Below are 15,574 nucleotides of genomic sequence, written 5' to 3' on the forward strand. Positions count from 1 at the left end.
TTAGGAGAACCGTTGTGACTGACACTCTTCATCCCAATACAGGGGTTGGCCTTAGAACACCGCACTTGGACTTCTTTAGCCAAAACCCAGCTTTAGTGAGTTGGTTAGAGGTGCACAGCGAGAACTACTTTTTAGCGAAATCACCGCAACGTCAACAACTGAGAGAAATTCGTCACGCCCACAACATAAGTTGTCACGGCGTTGGATTGTCGCTAGGTTCTGTTGAGCGCATCAATCAACATCATCTGATGCAGTTAAAAGACCTGATTGATGATATCGAGCCCTTCTTGGTTTCTGATCATCTCAGCTGGAGTCAGACCGGCGGTCACTACTTCAATGACTTGTTACCGCTGCCTTATACCGAAGAGGCGTTAGAAGTCTTCTGCCGCAATGTCATCGAGGTTCAAGACGGCCTGCAACGCCCTATGCTGATTGAAAATCCATCGAGCTACCTTGCCTTCAAACATTCAACCATCCCAGAGTGGGAATTTTTAGCCGAGGTACAAAAGCGTACCGAATGTCGCCTACTACTCGATTTCAATAATATTTTTGTCTCATCTTTTAATCACGGTTTCAGCTGTGAAGAGTATCTCAATGGAATACCAGCAGACAAAGTGGAAGAGATTCACTTGGCAGGTTTTACCAAAAAGAAACTCGAACAAGGTGAGATCTGGATAGACACCCACAGCAAGCCTGTCTGTGACGAAGTGTGGCAACTCTACACGCAATGGATAGAACAACATGGTTCGCGCCATACCTTGATAGAGTGGGATTTAGATATCCCAGAGCCACAAATTTTATTGGCTGAAGCGGCCAAAGCCAGTGATATTTTGTATCAACACGACAAGTTCAACCAAAGGAGTCGCGCATCATGAGCCACTCTTTAGCTAATGTGCAATCGGAGTTTGCTAACGCCCTACGCTATCAAAACAATGGTGAGCACTGCGACATAGTGAGCGACCATTTTACTGATGAGCAACGCATCCAGATTTACCGCAACAACTTTGTGATTAGCTTGAGCGAAGTACTGGCAGCAACCTACCCACTCACTGAAATGCTGGTTGGTGAAGAGTGCTTCCAACAAATGGCTCGTCAACATGTCTTAAGTTATCCATCAACCTCTGGTGATGTCAGTGGTTACGGTGAACACTTTGAACAAACTATCCAAGCCTTTCCTGCTGTTATCGAGGCTGCACCTTATCTCGCTGAAGTAGCTTTGTATGAATGGCAAAAAGATAGCTTGGTGAGATGCGTTTCAGAATCACATGTCGACCAACGTCCTCTTTCTCGTTTAGCTGATGTACCGCAAGAACAACAAGGCGCTTTAGTCTTTCACCTCAAAGATTCAATAACGCTAATTAATTCTAGCTATACGATTATCGCGCTTGAGCAGGCTATCTATCAGCAACAACTCGATGGGTTAGACATCAACCAACCTGAATTTGGGGTGTTAATCCGAGCGGAAAATTCACAGATTGAGAGCCATCGTTTGACGCAAGAAAGCCACCAACTATTAACCGAATTGCAATCGGGTCAAACGCTCTCAGCGATAGACCCTTTACTACTACAACATCTGAATACTGTCATGACACTGAACGTCATCTCAGGCTTTTCAATCAATGCCGAATTGGAGACATAATATGGATAACAACACAGTCACGAACATGATGGCTCAATACGACAGTTTGATTGAGAAATCACAGGCACTTTTTGTTCCCGTACTACTTCTGTTTTGTCGCCTATGGGTGGCATGGGTCTTCTTTAATTCAGGACTCACCAAGATAGCCACTTGGGATAGCACCCTTTACTTGTTTGAATTGGAATACCAAGTGCCTCTTTTGCCTTGGGAATTGGCCGCTTACATGGGTACCGCAGCTGAATTGATTCTACCGGTATTCTTAGCGCTTGGCTTGTTAACCCGACCAATGGCTGCAGTGCTGTTCGTTTTCAATATCATGGCCGTCGTGTCATACCCTGTATTGTGGGCACAAGGCTTCTATGATCATCAGCTTTGGGGATTAATGATTCTTATCGTCGTGGTATGGGGAGCTGGACCATTTTCATTGGATAGAATCTTAAAAGCGCAGTTCAAAAGCTAAAGCTCTTTTCCATAGCCTCTAAATTTACATAGGTCCAAAACGCAAAAAACCACTCAATTGAGTGGTTTCTTTTTATCTGGAATAAACTACTTGTTTAGAAAAGCTTGTAACTCTTCAGCAGAGATACCTTGCTCGGCTAGCTCTTTTGCTAGTAGCTGAACTTGTTCACCTTTACGAGATTCAACCACGCGTTGAAATTGGTAAATGATATCTCGCAAAGTATCAATTGGAACTTGTTTTGCCGCACTGCGAATACGCTCTTCACTTTGGTTTCCTAGCTCTTTAAGCAATTTACCAAACATGACCTTTTCAGGTGCATCTTCCATTTGTTCTAAGATGCGCGCCATTTCGTAGGTTGTTAATGACATTACAGTATTTTCCGTTGGGGACTAACGTTTCAATGAGTGACAAATATACCATGTTTTAACGTTTCGCAAACCGCCATTTGTATATTTTGTCACCCTTGAGACTTATGCCTTAGCAAACGTCGTGTGCCATGACTTACCCGCTTTGCTCGCAAGCACTAACAATGCAGGAACAATAAGGAACATTTGCAGCGCAATCATCACTTGAGACGTTAAATCAAGACGTTGCATCGTACCAACAAGCAGTCCAGAACCGCTCATTTGGAACAAGCCAAGCAACGCAGCTGCGGTACCCGCACGGTCACCAAAAGGTTCAAGTGCCTTACCGGCTGCAGCACCAAGAATCCAAGCGAAGCCAACTGAAGATAGGAAAATCGGCAGCATGAATGCGATCGCGCTAGCATGCTCAGCAAGCACCAACATAACCACGCCCGCTAAACCAAGCGTTGAAATACCGACAACCAATGCTTTGTAAGTACCAAAACGATCCATGAACTTCGGCGCAGTGAATGCAGCCGTGATGTTGATAACCGCGTTGATGCCAAACCAGAACGTAAACTCATTCATCGTCAAACCTAGGTTTTCCATCAGCACAACAGGTGCAGAGGTAACGTAAGCAAGAATGACCGCCATCGCCATCAAGCATAAGGTTGCATGGAAGATGAATGATGGTGTTTTCAATACCGACCAGTAACGCTCAAGTTTGAACACCGCGACCTTTTCTGTCGCCGGATTAGACTCTTTCATTTGGAAAAACAAAATGGTGCCAACCACGACAGCGAACACAGCCATAAAGCTAAAGTTCGAGCGCCAGCCAAACTGTTGAGTTAACCAAGCACCCAGAATCGGTGCTAGTGCAGGAATAAAGCAAATGGCACCATTGAGGTAACTGATCATACGGCCACTCTTCTCAGGGCCAAATAGATCGCGAACCGTCGCAAAGGCTGCTACAGAAGTCGCACAAGCTCCTAAGCCTTGTAGCAGCCGAGCTATTAGCATCATATCAATCGATTGAGCTGCCCACGCCAAGCAAGCACTCAATGCATAGATACTAACACCTCCCAATGCAACGGTTCGACGTCCTAACTTATCAGCCAAAGGGCCTGCAAATAATTGCCCGACACCCATGGCGAATAAAAACCAAGTAATCGTATCTTGTGCTAGTGCGTGTTCCACGTGAAACGCTGTTGAAATTTGTGGCAGAGCTGGAAGATAAATATCTATAGCCAGAGGGCTAAATAGAACCAGCATTGCCAATAAAGCAACCTGCAGTTTACTAGGGGTTGGAAGCGCGTTAGAAGGCACAAGATTCTCCGAATGAGTTAATTTAGGTGCATAATAACCAACTAAAGATATGAACAAAAATGGCATATACTCATTAGCATTATTCCAAATAGGAAACTCACATGAATATCGAGAAACTATCACGCCTCGACCTCAATCTACTGGTTTGCTTGCAGGTGCTGATGGAAGAGCTGAGTGTCACTCGCACTGCGCATCGATTGTGCTTGAGTCAATCGGCTGTGAGCAAGTCGCTAGCCAAGCTTCGTGAACAATTTAATGACCCCCTTTTCACACGAAGTGCTCATGGCCTACGACCAACACCCAAGGCTGTATTTCTCAAACCTCGTTTAGAAACATTGATCAATCAGCTCGATGTGCTTACCCAACCGGAAACTTTCATTCCCAACAACAGTGACCACAGCTTTCACATTGCTGCCGTTGAGAGTGTTTACCCGCTGATTCTTCCTCACTTCTTACCGGCGATATTTCGACAAGCACCTAAGGTCAATATCAACACCCACGCGTGGACCGAACAAACCTTTAAGAAGCTACAGCTTGGTGAGTTAGATATCGGACTCACAGGCAAAGACATCGACATCAACGACGCGCGCTTAACTATGCTGCCGCCAGACGACATCTGCGAACAAGAGATCTACCGTGATGCACAAATGTGTGTCTTAAGGCGTAACCACCCTGCTCTGGGCGGTAAATGGGATTTGGGAACCTACCTTGCGCAGCGTCATGTACAAGTAAGATGTGATGGGAACGATCGATGGCTGCTTGACTACAAACTTGCCGACCTTGGTCATCAACGTGATATCGCGATTTCTGTTCCAGACTTCAATAGCGCCGCAAGCCTGTGTACCTACACCGACTTTGTGTTTACCGCACCAAGCCACTTTACTTACCTCGTCGCTAAGCAACTCGACTTAGTGGTTGTTCCTTTACCAATGGAATTCCCACCGATGGCATACACTTTGTTTTGGCATCGTGACAGAGAAAATGACCCAGCCTTAACTTGGTTGCGAGATATCATCAAAGAAAAAACTCTGCACCTTAGATAAAAATGGCGTACAGCGTTTGCAGCAAACGAACAAAAGCGCTAGCTTATTGACCTAATAAGTCCCCTCGCATGTATATCGACTGTGAGTGTTAACAAGGACCCTAACAATAAGGATAAACATAGATGCACAATATCACTGCTGAACGCGTTGCTGCGGTTCGAGCTTGGCTTGAAACAAACAACCTAGATGCCGTTATCATTCCACACGAAGACGAATATCTAGGTGAATACGTTCCCGCTCATAACGAGCGACTTCACTGGTTAACAGGTTTCACTGGCTCTGCAGGTGCCGCTGTTATCACTCGTGAAACTGCTGCTATTTTTGTTGATGGTCGCTACACCGTTCAGGTTCGTAAGCAAGTACTAGCAGAGTTATTTGAGTATCGCCACCTTATTGAAGAACCGGCTTTAGATTGGATCATCAATTCATTGCCACAAGGTAGTAAGGTTGCATTCGACCCACGCATGCACACCGCGGCGTGGTTGAAAGGCGCACAAGCAAAACTAGCAGAGAAAGTTGAGCTAACAACGCTCTCAGCAAACCCAATTGATGAGCTTTGGTCTGATCGCCCTGAGCCTGTGGTATCTGATGTTCGCCTAATGGCAACAGACGCCGTTGGTCAATCAAGTGAAAGCAAACGCGCTGAAATTGCAGGCCTACTAAAAGCCAAAGGTGCAGATGCCGCAATCCTTACTGAACTAGACTCTATTTGCTGGTTACTCAACATTCGTGGTTTGGACGTATCACGCCTACCTGTTGTGTTGTCTAATGCAATCATTCACGCTGATGAAAGCGTCGATTTCTTCCTAGACCCAGCACGCATCCCGGCTGGCTTTGAAGCTCACGTTGGTAATGGTATTCGCGTTTCTCCCCCATCAGAGCTTGAAGCGCGCCTTCAATCTTTAGAAAGCAAAAATGTATCTGTCGATTCAGGCACAAGTAATGCTTGGTATACGCTTGTTCTTCAAAACGCTGGCGCTCATCTCATTGAAGCAGCAGACCCATGTCTAATGCCAAAAGCCGCTAAAAACGAAACTGAAATTGCAGGTATGAAAGCGTGTCACATTCGTGATGGTGTTGCGATGGCGAAATTCCTATCTTGGATTGATGCAGAAGTCGCGCAAGGTAACCTACACAACGAAGCGGTATTGGCTGACAAAGTACAATCATTCCGTGAGCAAGACCCAACATTGATGGACCTAAGTTTTGACACGATTTCAGCTGCAGGCGGTAACGCAGCAATGTGTCACTACAACCACGAGAATCAACCTGAACCAGGTCAGTTAGAGATGAATACTCTGTACCTAGTCGATTCAGGCGGTCAGTACCTAGACGGCACAACCGACATCACTCGTACTATCGCGATTGGCCAACCAAGCGACGAAATGATCCAGCAGTTCACGCTAGCACTTAAAGGTCATATCGGCATTGCACGTGCACGTTTCCCTCAGGGAACTCGTGGTTTCCAACTGGATATCCTAGCGCGTCAGCACTTATGGGCAGAAGGCTTCGATTACGACCACGGTACTGGTCACGGTGTTGGTCATTTCCTAAGTGTTCATGAAGGACCGCAAAGCATCTCTAAGAAGCTGATCGACGTACCTCTTGTTGAAGGTATGGTGTTATCAAACGAGCCGGGTTACTACCGTGCTGATGAATTTGGTATCCGTATCGAGAACCTAGAACTGGTTGTTGAACTTCCAACTCAAGGTGACTTCGCAGTATTGACGTTTGAATCGCTAACTCGTTGTCCTATCGATAAGCGCAACATCAATGTTGATTTGCTAACACGACCTGAACTGGCTTGGCTGAACGACTACCATCAGAAAGTATGGAACGATGTTAGCCCATTAGTTGAAGGTGATACGCTGGAATGGCTACGCCAATCAACAACACCACTTGCTCACGCTTAATGCCTTGCTCGACAGATAACTGAACCAAAATGAGCTTGCTAGGTTAATAAGTTAAATAGCAAATAGAAAAACGGCTACCCAAAGGTAGCCGTTTTTATTTGCCTGTATCATTACATCGATGTTTCACGTGGAACATCAACCAATATGTTGATTAACCAGAATAGGCATTGTGCCAGTCTCGCCACACTGGATCGAAACCTCGCTGTCGGATCATTGACTCAACATCAGCAGCACTTCTCTCGTCGCTTATCTCAAATTGTTCGAGCTCTTCTTCACCCGAAGCATAACCACCAGGCTGGGTTTTAGAAGCCGCCGACATACTTGTGATTCCTAATGGCAACACATTGTCGCGAAAGGTTGCCGATTCGCGAGTAGAAAGGGATAACTCGACCTCAGGATTCAAGAGTCGATATGCGCAGATAAGCTGAACCAGCTGTTTATCGTTCATGATTGATTTAGGCTGTAATCCACCACCAGAGTCCCCACCCTCACACGGACGAAGACGTGGGAATGAAATTGAGTAACGTGTTTGCCAATAAGTACGCTCTAAGTAATCTAAGTGAGCAGCAACAAAAAAGCAGTCGGTTCGCCAATCTTCCAAACCAATCAAGGCACCAATACCTATCTTATCGATCCCCGCTTTTGCCAAGCGATCTGGGGTTTCAAGACGGTATTCAAAATCCATTTTATTGCCACGTAGATGATGCTCAGCGTAAGTTCTTGGCTGATAAGTCTCTTGGTAAACCATAACAGCATCTAGGCCGAGAGTTTTAAGCTCTGCGTAATCATGTTGATCAAGCGGCTGCACTTCCATCGCAAGGTAGTTGAATTGCTTTTTGATATTCGGCAACACCTGTCGAAAGTAATTCATCCCGACCTTAGTTTCATGTTCACCGGTGACCAACAAAACGCTATCGAACTTCATCTTTTTGATAGCCGCACTTTCGGCATCAATTTCATCCAAAGTAAGCGTGCGACGTTTGATACGGTTCTCCATTGAGAAGCCACAATACGTGCACGCATTAGCGCATAGATTCGAGAGGTACAAAGGAATGTAAAGCGACACTGTATTGCCAAATCGCTTACGAGTTAGCGCCAACGACTGTTGTGCCATCTGCTCTAAGTAAGGTTCTGCCGCCGGAGAGATCAGCGCCTTAAAGTCTTCTAAGTCACGTTTGGGTTTACTCAGAGCGCGTTCAACATCCGCTGCCGTTTTACTGAAGATAGACATACCAATGTCATCCCAGTTGAGTTGTTTAAATCGATCAACAAACGTCATAGCACTACTACTCGTCTAGGAATGAAGTTAACGGGCTTGAAGCAACTGCATGAGATACTTTTCCTGCAAGTCCAGCAAGGTAAGCCATACGCCCAGCTTCGACTGCCAGTTTAAAAGCAATCGCCATATCAACTGGCTGTTGAGAGGCCGCAATCGCCGTATTCACTAACACTGCGTCTGCGCCCATTTCCATTGCGCGAGCAGCATGTGATGGTGCGCCTATGCCTGCATCTACTATCACAGGGACATTCGCTTGGTCGATAATGATCTCTAAAAAGTCTGCCGAAGCGATACCCTTATTTGAACCAATCGGCGCACCCAGTGGCATAACCGCAGCGCAACCCACCTCTTCCAAGCGTTTACACAATACTGGATCGGCATGACAGTAAGGCAATACAACAAAACCATCTTTAACCAGTTGCTCAGCAGCTTTAAGCGTCTCAATTGGGTCTGGCATCAAGTACTTTGGATCTGGGTGAATTTCCAGTTTAAGCCAGTTTGTGCCTAGCGCTTCACGAGCCAAATGCGCAGCAAAGACGGCATCTTTTGCATTCTTCGCCCCAGATGTATTCGGTAGCAAGTTCACGCCAGCATCAATGATTGGTTGTAAAATGTCGTCTTGCTCAGAGCGAATATCGACTCTCTTCAACGCCATAGTTGCCAGTTGCGAACCTGAAGCTTCAATAGCACTCGCCATCAAATGCTTGTTTGCGAACTTCCCGGTTCCAGTGAAGAGTCGTGATTGAAACGTTTTATCAGCGATAGTTAACATGGTTAGCCTCCTGCAATGGCTTGGAAAAGAGAAATAGCATCGCCTTCATTGACGACAGTTTGTTGCCACTGGCTGCGCGGGACAACCGCATTATTGATTGCAAATACACAACCTAGATCAGGTAATGATAGAGCTTGGATAATGTCCGCTAGAGACGACAAGTGCGCGACCTGTTCTGGTTGCTCGTTTATAGAGATCGTTATATGACTCATTGGATTTCTTCTTCTAAATGCTTAACTGCAGACGCACTGCACACGGGACATTCACTATCTTGAGTGACCATTAAATTTTGCCAATTCATCGTTTGGCCATCGAACAGTTTGAGCTGGTGTGTTGCTACCTGAAACTCACCACGAGTTAAACGTTGAATAGCAGCCAAAGCTTGAAGGTTCCCTATCGTGCCAACAACTGGGCCTATGATGCCGCTATCACTACAACGAGTCGTTTGCGGATGGTGACTGAACGGGAATAAACAGTGATAGCACCCTTTCTGCTTCTGATAATCAAAGACAATAAACTGACCTTTCCAGCCGATCGCAGAACCAGAAATCAAAGGCGTACTGCTGCCAAAACATGCTTGGTTAACCTGCTGGCGCGACTCAAAGTTGTCAGTACAATCCAACACCAAATCAGCGAGCATCACCTCAAGCTCAAGTTGGCTTTGAGTCATTCGCTTATTGATGGTTCTTACTTGGCTTCGACCATTGAGCTCACTCAATTGTTGCTTCAACGCTTCAACCTTAGGCGAACCTAACTGATTTTCCCTGAACGCGACCTGTCGTTGCAGGTTCGATGAATCGACACAATCATCATCGACCAGCACGATCTTTCCAACACCAGAAGCAGCTAGGTAAAGAGCCGCAGCATTACCTAAGCCACCACAACCGATGATCAACACATGACTATTTAGTAGGTTGCGTTGCCCTTGCTCACCCACTTCAGGTAACGCAATTTGTCGTTGATAACGAATGAATTCAAAGTCACTCAACATAGCTAGGCTCCTGCATAACCTCTACCTTAAGAGTTGGAGATTTAGGTGCCATCAGTTTTTCGAAAAATTCGATCACTTTCTGTGGGTCTTCCGCCAATGTAATCGCACGTACCACCGCCAAGCTCGATACCCCACACTCCCACACCTGCTCAGCTGTCGATTGGTCAATACCGCCAATAGCAACCGTCGGATAACCAATGAGTTGGTCTGTGTATGGGATAGTATCAATCAGCTGTTGATACAGAGATAAACGAACTAAACCTTGAGGCTTTGATGGCATCTGTTTAGTTGTTGTTGGGAAGATATGCCCTAGCGCAATATAGCTTGGGTTGATTTGAACAATGCGGAGCAACTCGTAATAGCCATGAGTAGAGAGACCGATCTTGATACCTGCTTGGCTCAACTGTGAGAGGTTTGATTCTTCAATATCCTCTTGCCCCAAATGAACACCAAATGCGTCATGCTTGAGTGCAAGCTGCCAATAGTCATTGATAAAAACCTGAGCGTTATGCTCTCGACCAAGCTCGATTGATCGCGCAACTTGTTGTTCTAAGTCCGCTTGCAGAGGGTTTTTAATACGTAGTTGAACAGTGTTGACTCCAAGCTTGAGCAACCTTTCGATCCACTCAACGTCATCAACCACAGGGTATAAACCCAGACTATTCTTACTCAGCTCAGGAAAAGAAAGCACTGTCCCTTGATTAGCCCAACCAACGCTTATATCTAATCGTTGATCTTCAAGAGCTGGAATTGGAAAGTTTTGGTAATGTGCTGGCCATGTTCCACGTGAAACATTCGACGATGCGCGAGCTAAAACCAATGCGTCCTCTAATGGGAATTCCAGAGCCAACAAAGTAAGTAACCAAGCAAAGTGGCCGCGATTATCTAACTCCTGATGAGCTGTAGTTTCACTTTTGATAGCACGATTAGCATCCCGGTGTGACCAGATATCCAGTACAGCTGAATCATCTGAGACACCTACATAGATGGTATTCGGAGTTTGTGTAAAGGCGTCACAAACGTCAGTTAGCGCGACTGAATTACTGTAATCAACAACATGGTTCAGTTCCGCTAGCTGACACTCCGCCAATGAATCAACATCATGAGCAAAGCCAATAGATAACGCCTGCTGAGTGTCAACGATAGAGAAGTATTGAGTTGGGCTTACACCCAACTCAACTGCATCGATTGCCAAGCCTTGTCGCTTAGCAACCAATAGACAGTTCTGCAACTCTCCCGTTAACTCAATATTTTGAGATGGGATAAGTATCTTCACTGTCATTATTCCTCTAATTGAGCTTCTTTTGCACCTACTGCAGGGTGGTAAAGTTCAGAGCCAGTATCACGGAACTCTTGTGATTTCTGACGCATCCCTTCCAGCGGGTTATCTAGCATCTTAATCTCGATAGCCTGATCCGCGGCCACTTGTTCGGTGTCTTTCGCATACTCTCGGACTTCCTGAGAGATCTTCATCGAGCAGAATTTAGGTCCACACATTGAGCAGAAGTGAGCAACCTTACCGGATTCTTGTGGCAGAGTTTCATCATGGAAAGAACGTGCTGTTTCAGGGTCTAAAGCTAGATTAAATTGGTCTTCCCAACGGAATTCAAAACGTGCTTTAGATAATGCATTATCTCGGATTTGTGCGCCTGGGTGCCCTTTCGCAAGGTCAGCAGCGTGTGCAGCAAGCTTGTATGTAATCAGGCCGGTCTTCACATCTTCTTTATTTGGTAGACCTAAATGCTCTTTAGGTGTGACATAACAGAGCATCGCACAGCCGTACCAACCAATCATGGCCGCACCAATACCAGAGGTAATATGGTCGTAACCAGGGGCAATATCTGTCGTCAATGGGCCTAAAGTATAGAAAGGCGCTTCATGGCAGTGTTCTAACTGCTCATCCATATTCTCTTTGATTAGGTGCATTGGCACATGTCCTGGGCCTTCAATGATCACCTGCACGTCGTATTCCCAAGCGACCTTAGTCAACTCACCTAAAGTACGTAACTCCGAGAATTGAGCCTCATCATTGGCATCTGCAATAGAACCCGGGCGTAGGCCATCACCCAATGACAGGGCAACGTCGTACTTCGCACAGATCTCACAGATCTCACGGAAGTGGGTATAAAGGAAACTTTCTTGGTGATGAGCAAGACACCATTTCGCGATGATGGAGCCGCCACGAGAGACAATACCAGTCACACGTTTAGCGGTCATAGGAACGTAGCGAAGCAATAAGCCTGCGTGGATAGTAAAGTAATCAACACCCTGCTCTGCTTGTTCAATCAAGGTATCGCGCATCACTTCCCAGTTAAGGTCTTCCGCAACGCCATTCACTTTTTCAAGCGCTTGATACATAGGAACCGTACCAATTGGTACTGGGCTATTACGTAGGATCCATTCGCGAGTCTCGTGAATATTACGACCAGTAGAAAGGTCCATCACGGTATCGCCACCCCAGCGAGTCGACCATACTAGCTTCTCAACTTCTTCTTCAATCGAAGAGCTTACTGAAGAGTTACCGATATTAGCGTTCACCTTCACTAAGAAGTTTCGACCAATAATCATCGGTTCTGATTCTGGGTGGTTGATGTTTGAAGGGATAATAGCTCGACCTTCAGCAACCTCTTTACGCACGAACTCAGGAGTGATCTCTTTCGGTAGGTTTGCGCCAAAATTATGGCCAGGGTGTTGATGGTTAAGCTGCTCATCAGCGAACTTCTGACGTCCCATGTTCTCACGTATGGCAATGTACTCCATTTCAGGTGTGATAATACCCTGACGAGCATAGTGCAGCTGAGTAACACATTGGTTGTCTGTTGCGCGACGAATTCTAGGCAGGTTGCCGTAGCGAAGGTCGTCTAGAGTTTCATCTTCTAAACGTTCTTTGGTGTAAACAGAGCTTACGTCGTCTAACAGTTCCGTATCACCACGCTCTTCAATCCATTGCTCTCGCAACTTAGGAAGACCGCTATACAGGTCTATTTGATGTGTAGGGTCTGTGTAAACACCTGAGGTATCGTAAACTTGAATGGGTACATTAGGTTCAAATACAGGCTCTTTTTTGGTACCACCAACAAGGCTATCAGCGAGTGATATTTCTCGGACAGGGACTTGAATGTCCTCTCGAGATCCTTGGATGTAAGCTTTTTTTGAGTTTGGATAGGGTTGTACGGATAAAGAATCAATGAAATTCTTCGCTTCCAGTCTTGCTTGTTTACGAGTCGACATAGCATTTTTCCTTGGCTTTTAGCCATTATTTATAGGGATAAAAATGCTTGACGGATTAGATGCTACAAGAGGGATCACGGTAAGAAATACAGTTGTGATCTGGAGATAGATCTCTAGAAGGATTCTAGTTAGATATCTACTCTTGTTCCCTTCGCAGGTATTAGCCTGATCAGGTTCAACGGATCCCGAGTTAACGGTCTCAGCCATATGGCACTCCGACAAGTTCGATCGAGTATATAAAAACGGCTTGGATAAACCAAGCCGAGTTGTTAACAAATCGTAAGAAAGTTTTAAGACTTTATCAAAAGTTGGAAGCCGATCCATGCGGCTGAAATACTGAGTACCACGTTGAGTAGCACATTGAGTCCCATCTTAAAGAAAGCGCCCTGCTGCATAAGAAGTACGTTATCCATAGAAAACGTAGAAAATGTAGTCAGTGCTCCTAGGAAACCAAGACCGATAATTTGTCTCCACGGTTCCGTCGCGACCATCTCGTTTTCAAACGCGGCGATGAGCAATCCCATAATCAAAGAGCCAATCACGTTAACTGTCAGCGTACCGTAAGGAAAACCACGTCCTAACATCACAACGCATAACTCTGAAATCAAGTAACGTGAACAAGCACCAAACGCGCCACCGATGGCGATAAAACCTAGAATAGATAACTGACCCATGAATCCTCCCAAACAATAATCCCTATATTCTAGCTTTAACGCCGATAAAAGCGAGGGTAGAAACTAAGAATGCATGCGCAAATATTAAACGTTACAGGTGTCACTTAACTTCAATGTATCCCATTAAACCCGTTTTCATGTGTTCTATAACATGACAGTGGTACATCCAGCGGCCAGGGTTATCTGCAACAAATGCAGCTTTAGCTCGGCCGTTTTTTCCAAGTAACACTGTATCGGTATGGAAAGGCTCTTCAACTTTCTTTCCATCAAGTTCCAATACAGTGAATGTATGACCGTGAATATGGATCGGGTGATGGTATTGGGTGACGTTCTTTAGATCGAATATGTAAGTCTTACCTAACTCTAAAGTCGTCAACGGCTCAGGAATATTGTCTTTGCTCATCCCTTCCCATGCTCTTTTATTAGTAAGCCAAAACTTAGGCATCGATTTCCCATCTTTAGAAACTGGTGATACCGCACCTTCCCACTCGAACACAAAATCGATCTCTTCAGTATTAGCAAGATCTAGATTAGGTACCGGGTTAAGAGGTAACAATGGCAATAAACGCCCTTCAGTAAGGGGGGAATCTACTACCTCGAACTCGCATAAAGAGAAAGGAAAGCGGCCCTTCATTTGAAGAACATTAACTCGCTCGCCTACTCTGGGCGCTATCAGTCCAATATCCACGCGCATCCCTGGGCCGATTTTATGTTGAGTCAGTTTATATGGCGTCTTTACAGGATTACCATCAATGGCAATCACCCATGCCTCAGCCCCTTCGACAGCAATAGGATAAGTGATCGTATTATCGACATTCGCGATACGCAGTCGAGTCGTTGCGTGCTGCTTTAATTGGTATACAGGTTCATGAACACCATTGACGCTACTCCACTCTCCTGGAGTTCCCATACGAGCACTTAGTCGTGGAATCATTAAGTCTTTCCATTGACCCTGTTTATCGATGTGCCAATGCTTAAGCATCAGTGCATGCTCTTCATCAAACTGCACTGGAATATTCTCTTCTACGATAATAAGACCAACTAAGCCCATACCAAGCTGCTTCACACTATTCATATGTGGGTGATACCAAAATGTGCCAGCATCTGGCGGCGTAAACTCATAAATGAATGTTTCACCTGGCATGATCGGTGGCTGACTTAAGAAGGGAACCCCATCCATTTCGATAGGAATTCTTAAACCATGCCAATGAATAGTCGTCGGCTCTGATAGCTTATTCGTAAAACGAATTGTGACCTTTTCACCCTGTCGACATCGAATCGTCGGAGCAGGGATCTGTCCATTAAAGGCTAAAACATTGGTATTAAATCCCGTCACCAACTCAGCTGTTGAAGGTTCTGCAGTTAAGTCATAAACATACTTTCCTTGCTCATCAACTGACCGGTTAATTGAGCAAGCGGGTAGAACAGTGAGTGCTGATATAGCGAGAGATGATTGAATAAACTTACGACGGGAGATATCCATATTTGTTGCCTTTTAGTAATAACGACCAAAATGTAACAAAATATTGAGAATAATTCTCATAAAGAAGTGGGGATTGTGCTGTTGATTGTTTATAAAAGAGGCTGGGATAAGTAAGCACTTACCCTTTTAAGGCTAGGTTTTATTAAAAGCAGGAATTATCGACTAAAAATCGAACAAATGTAAAGTAAAAAACAGAACTTCTGCTGAGGCATTGATATGGCTGGGTGGAGGTTTAGACTCCCAACACGCGCTGTTTTGGTAAGTCGGGAGAATCCGCTGCTTTGCTAATGGCGTATATTAGATTCAGAAAGCAAAAAGGCTCTAGCATTTCTGCTAGAGCCTTAAATATGGCAGGGGTGGAGAGATTCGAACTCCCAACACGCGGATTTGGAATCCGCTGCTCTGCCAATTGGAGCTAC

At 45.4% G+C, this 15,574-nt stretch carries 15 protein-coding genes and 1 riboswitch; of the genes, 5 read left to right on the top strand and 10 right to left on the bottom strand.

Annotation, left to right across the window (positions count from 1 at the left end; genetic code table 11):
- Positions 1-14: 14 nt before the first annotated feature.
- The 3 genes from bufB to AACR09_RS21820 are packed head-to-tail and all read left to right on the top strand — an operon-like array spanning position 15 to position 2,099.
- Entirely contained in the window at positions 15-875 is an 861-nt protein-coding gene (gene bufB, locus AACR09_RS21810; protein WP_193834509.1) for an MNIO family bufferin maturase, read from the top strand.
- Positions 872-1,639, top strand: a complete 768-nt coding sequence (locus AACR09_RS21815) for an HvfC/BufC N-terminal domain-containing protein (protein WP_193834511.1) — start codon at positions 872-874, stop codon at positions 1,637-1,639. The genes bufB and AACR09_RS21815 overlap by 4 nt, the downstream gene beginning before the upstream one ends.
- A gap of 1 nt (position 1,640) precedes the next feature.
- Positions 1,641-2,099: a DoxX family protein gene (locus AACR09_RS21820; protein WP_017085662.1), complete on the top strand. Its 459-nt coding sequence runs from the start codon at positions 1,641-1,643 to the stop codon at positions 2,097-2,099.
- Between the two features lie 86 nt (positions 2,100-2,185).
- Here the strand turns inward: AACR09_RS21820 and tsrA are convergent, their stop codons facing one another.
- Both tsrA and AACR09_RS21830 read right to left on the bottom strand, forming a co-directional pair.
- The gene (tsrA, locus tag AACR09_RS21825; RefSeq protein ID WP_004736654.1) at positions 2,186-2,467 is read right to left on the bottom strand and encodes an H-NS-like global regulator TsrA; all 282 of its coding nucleotides are present in this window, start codon (positions 2,465-2,467) and stop codon (positions 2,186-2,188) included.
- Between the two features lie 102 nt (positions 2,468-2,569).
- Complete coding sequence (locus AACR09_RS21830) at positions 2,570-3,769, bottom strand: multidrug effflux MFS transporter (protein WP_029222012.1); 1,200 nt, start codon at positions 3,767-3,769, stop codon at positions 2,570-2,572.
- 101 nt (positions 3,770-3,870) lie between these two features.
- Here AACR09_RS21830 and AACR09_RS21835 point away from each other — a divergent pair, with 101 nt between their 5' ends.
- The gene (locus tag AACR09_RS21835) at positions 3,871-4,812 is read left to right on the top strand and encodes a LysR substrate-binding domain-containing protein (RefSeq protein ID WP_193834513.1); all 942 of its coding nucleotides are present in this window, start codon (positions 3,871-3,873) and stop codon (positions 4,810-4,812) included.
- Positions 4,813-4,934: 122 nt separating this feature from the next.
- A complete protein-coding gene (locus AACR09_RS21840; RefSeq protein WP_193834515.1) occupies positions 4,935-6,725 on the top strand; it encodes an aminopeptidase P family protein in 1,791 nt (596 codons plus the stop codon).
- 151 nt (positions 6,726-6,876) lie between these two features.
- Here AACR09_RS21840 and thiH read toward each other — a convergent pair whose 3' ends face one another.
- From thiH to AACR09_RS21880, 8 genes are all read right to left on the bottom strand, one after another.
- Complete coding sequence (gene thiH, locus AACR09_RS21845) at positions 6,877-8,004, bottom strand: 2-iminoacetate synthase ThiH (RefSeq protein ID WP_193834517.1); 1,128 nt, start codon at positions 8,002-8,004, stop codon at positions 6,877-6,879.
- A 7-nt stretch (positions 8,005-8,011) separates the two neighbouring features.
- Positions 8,012-8,776, bottom strand: a complete 765-nt coding sequence (locus AACR09_RS21850) for a thiazole synthase (RefSeq protein WP_017069601.1) — start codon at positions 8,774-8,776, stop codon at positions 8,012-8,014.
- 2 nt (positions 8,777-8,778) lie between these two features.
- The gene (thiS, locus tag AACR09_RS21855) at positions 8,779-8,988 is read right to left on the bottom strand and encodes a sulfur carrier protein ThiS (RefSeq protein ID WP_017085664.1); all 210 of its coding nucleotides are present in this window, start codon (positions 8,986-8,988) and stop codon (positions 8,779-8,781) included.
- The gene (locus tag AACR09_RS21860) at positions 8,985-9,767 is read right to left on the bottom strand and encodes a HesA/MoeB/ThiF family protein (RefSeq protein ID WP_193834519.1); all 783 of its coding nucleotides are present in this window, start codon (positions 9,765-9,767) and stop codon (positions 8,985-8,987) included. Before AACR09_RS21860 ends, thiS begins: the two co-directional genes overlap by 4 nt.
- Positions 9,757-11,049 (bottom strand): thiamine phosphate synthase, encoded by a 1,293-nt coding sequence (locus tag AACR09_RS21865; protein WP_193834521.1) that lies wholly within the window; start codon positions 11,047-11,049, stop codon positions 9,757-9,759. Before AACR09_RS21865 ends, AACR09_RS21860 begins: the two co-directional genes overlap by 11 nt.
- Complete coding sequence (gene thiC / locus AACR09_RS21870; RefSeq protein WP_004736664.1) at positions 11,049-12,998, bottom strand: phosphomethylpyrimidine synthase ThiC; 1,950 nt, start codon at positions 12,996-12,998, stop codon at positions 11,049-11,051. The genes AACR09_RS21865 and thiC overlap by 1 nt, the downstream gene beginning before the upstream one ends.
- A 129-nt stretch (positions 12,999-13,127) precedes the next feature.
- Positions 13,128-13,226, bottom strand: a riboswitch (TPP riboswitch).
- Positions 13,227-13,288: 62 nt separating this feature from the next.
- Positions 13,289-13,672 (bottom strand): fluoride efflux transporter CrcB, encoded by a 384-nt coding sequence (gene crcB / locus AACR09_RS21875; RefSeq protein ID WP_004736665.1) that lies wholly within the window; start codon positions 13,670-13,672, stop codon positions 13,289-13,291.
- A 100-nt stretch (positions 13,673-13,772) separates the two neighbouring features.
- Entirely contained in the window at positions 13,773-15,155 is a 1,383-nt protein-coding gene (locus AACR09_RS21880) for a multicopper oxidase family protein (RefSeq protein WP_193834523.1), read from the bottom strand.
- Positions 15,156-15,574 lie beyond the last annotated feature (419 nt).

Origin of the sequence: Vibrio sp. OPT20 (assembly GCF_963889365.1) — a bacterium.
Classification (GTDB): Bacteria; Pseudomonadota; Gammaproteobacteria; order Enterobacterales; family Vibrionaceae; genus Vibrio; species Vibrio splendidus.

What these genes read in the sequence shown, in the direction of transcription:
- AACR09_RS21815 (WP_193834511.1), top strand. Translation starts at nt 872, where the DNA reads ATGAGCCACTCTTTAGCTAATGTGCAATCGGAGTTTGCTAACGCCCTA.
- AACR09_RS21820 (WP_017085662.1), top strand. Translation starts at nt 1,641, where the DNA reads ATGGATAACAACACAGTCACGAACATGATGGCTCAATACGACAGTTTG.
- tsrA (WP_004736654.1), bottom strand. Translation starts at nt 2,467, where the DNA reads ATGTCATTAACAACCTACGAAATGGCGCGCATCTTAGAACAAATGGAA.
- AACR09_RS21835 (WP_193834513.1), top strand. Translation starts at nt 3,871, where the DNA reads ATGAATATCGAGAAACTATCACGCCTCGACCTCAATCTACTGGTTTGC.
- AACR09_RS21840 (WP_193834515.1), top strand. Translation starts at nt 4,935, where the DNA reads ATGCACAATATCACTGCTGAACGCGTTGCTGCGGTTCGAGCTTGGCTT.
- thiH (WP_193834517.1), bottom strand. Translation starts at nt 8,004, where the DNA reads ATGACGTTTGTTGATCGATTTAAACAACTCAACTGGGATGACATTGGT.
- AACR09_RS21850 (WP_017069601.1), bottom strand. Translation starts at nt 8,776, where the DNA reads ATGTTAACTATCGCTGATAAAACGTTTCAATCACGACTCTTCACTGGA.
- thiS (WP_017085664.1), bottom strand. Translation starts at nt 8,988, where the DNA reads ATGAGTCATATAACGATCTCTATAAACGAGCAACCAGAACAGGTCGCG.
- AACR09_RS21860 (WP_193834519.1), bottom strand. Translation starts at nt 9,767, where the DNA reads ATGTTGAGTGACTTTGAATTCATTCGTTATCAACGACAAATTGCGTTA.
- AACR09_RS21865 (WP_193834521.1), bottom strand. Translation starts at nt 11,049, where the DNA reads ATGACAGTGAAGATACTTATCCCATCTCAAAATATTGAGTTAACGGGA.
- thiC (WP_004736664.1), bottom strand. Translation starts at nt 12,998, where the DNA reads ATGTCGACTCGTAAACAAGCAAGACTGGAAGCGAAGAATTTCATTGAT.
- crcB (WP_004736665.1), bottom strand. Translation starts at nt 13,672, where the DNA reads ATGGGTCAGTTATCTATTCTAGGTTTTATCGCCATCGGTGGCGCGTTT.
- AACR09_RS21880 (WP_193834523.1), bottom strand. Translation starts at nt 15,155, where the DNA reads ATGGATATCTCCCGTCGTAAGTTTATTCAATCATCTCTCGCTATATCA.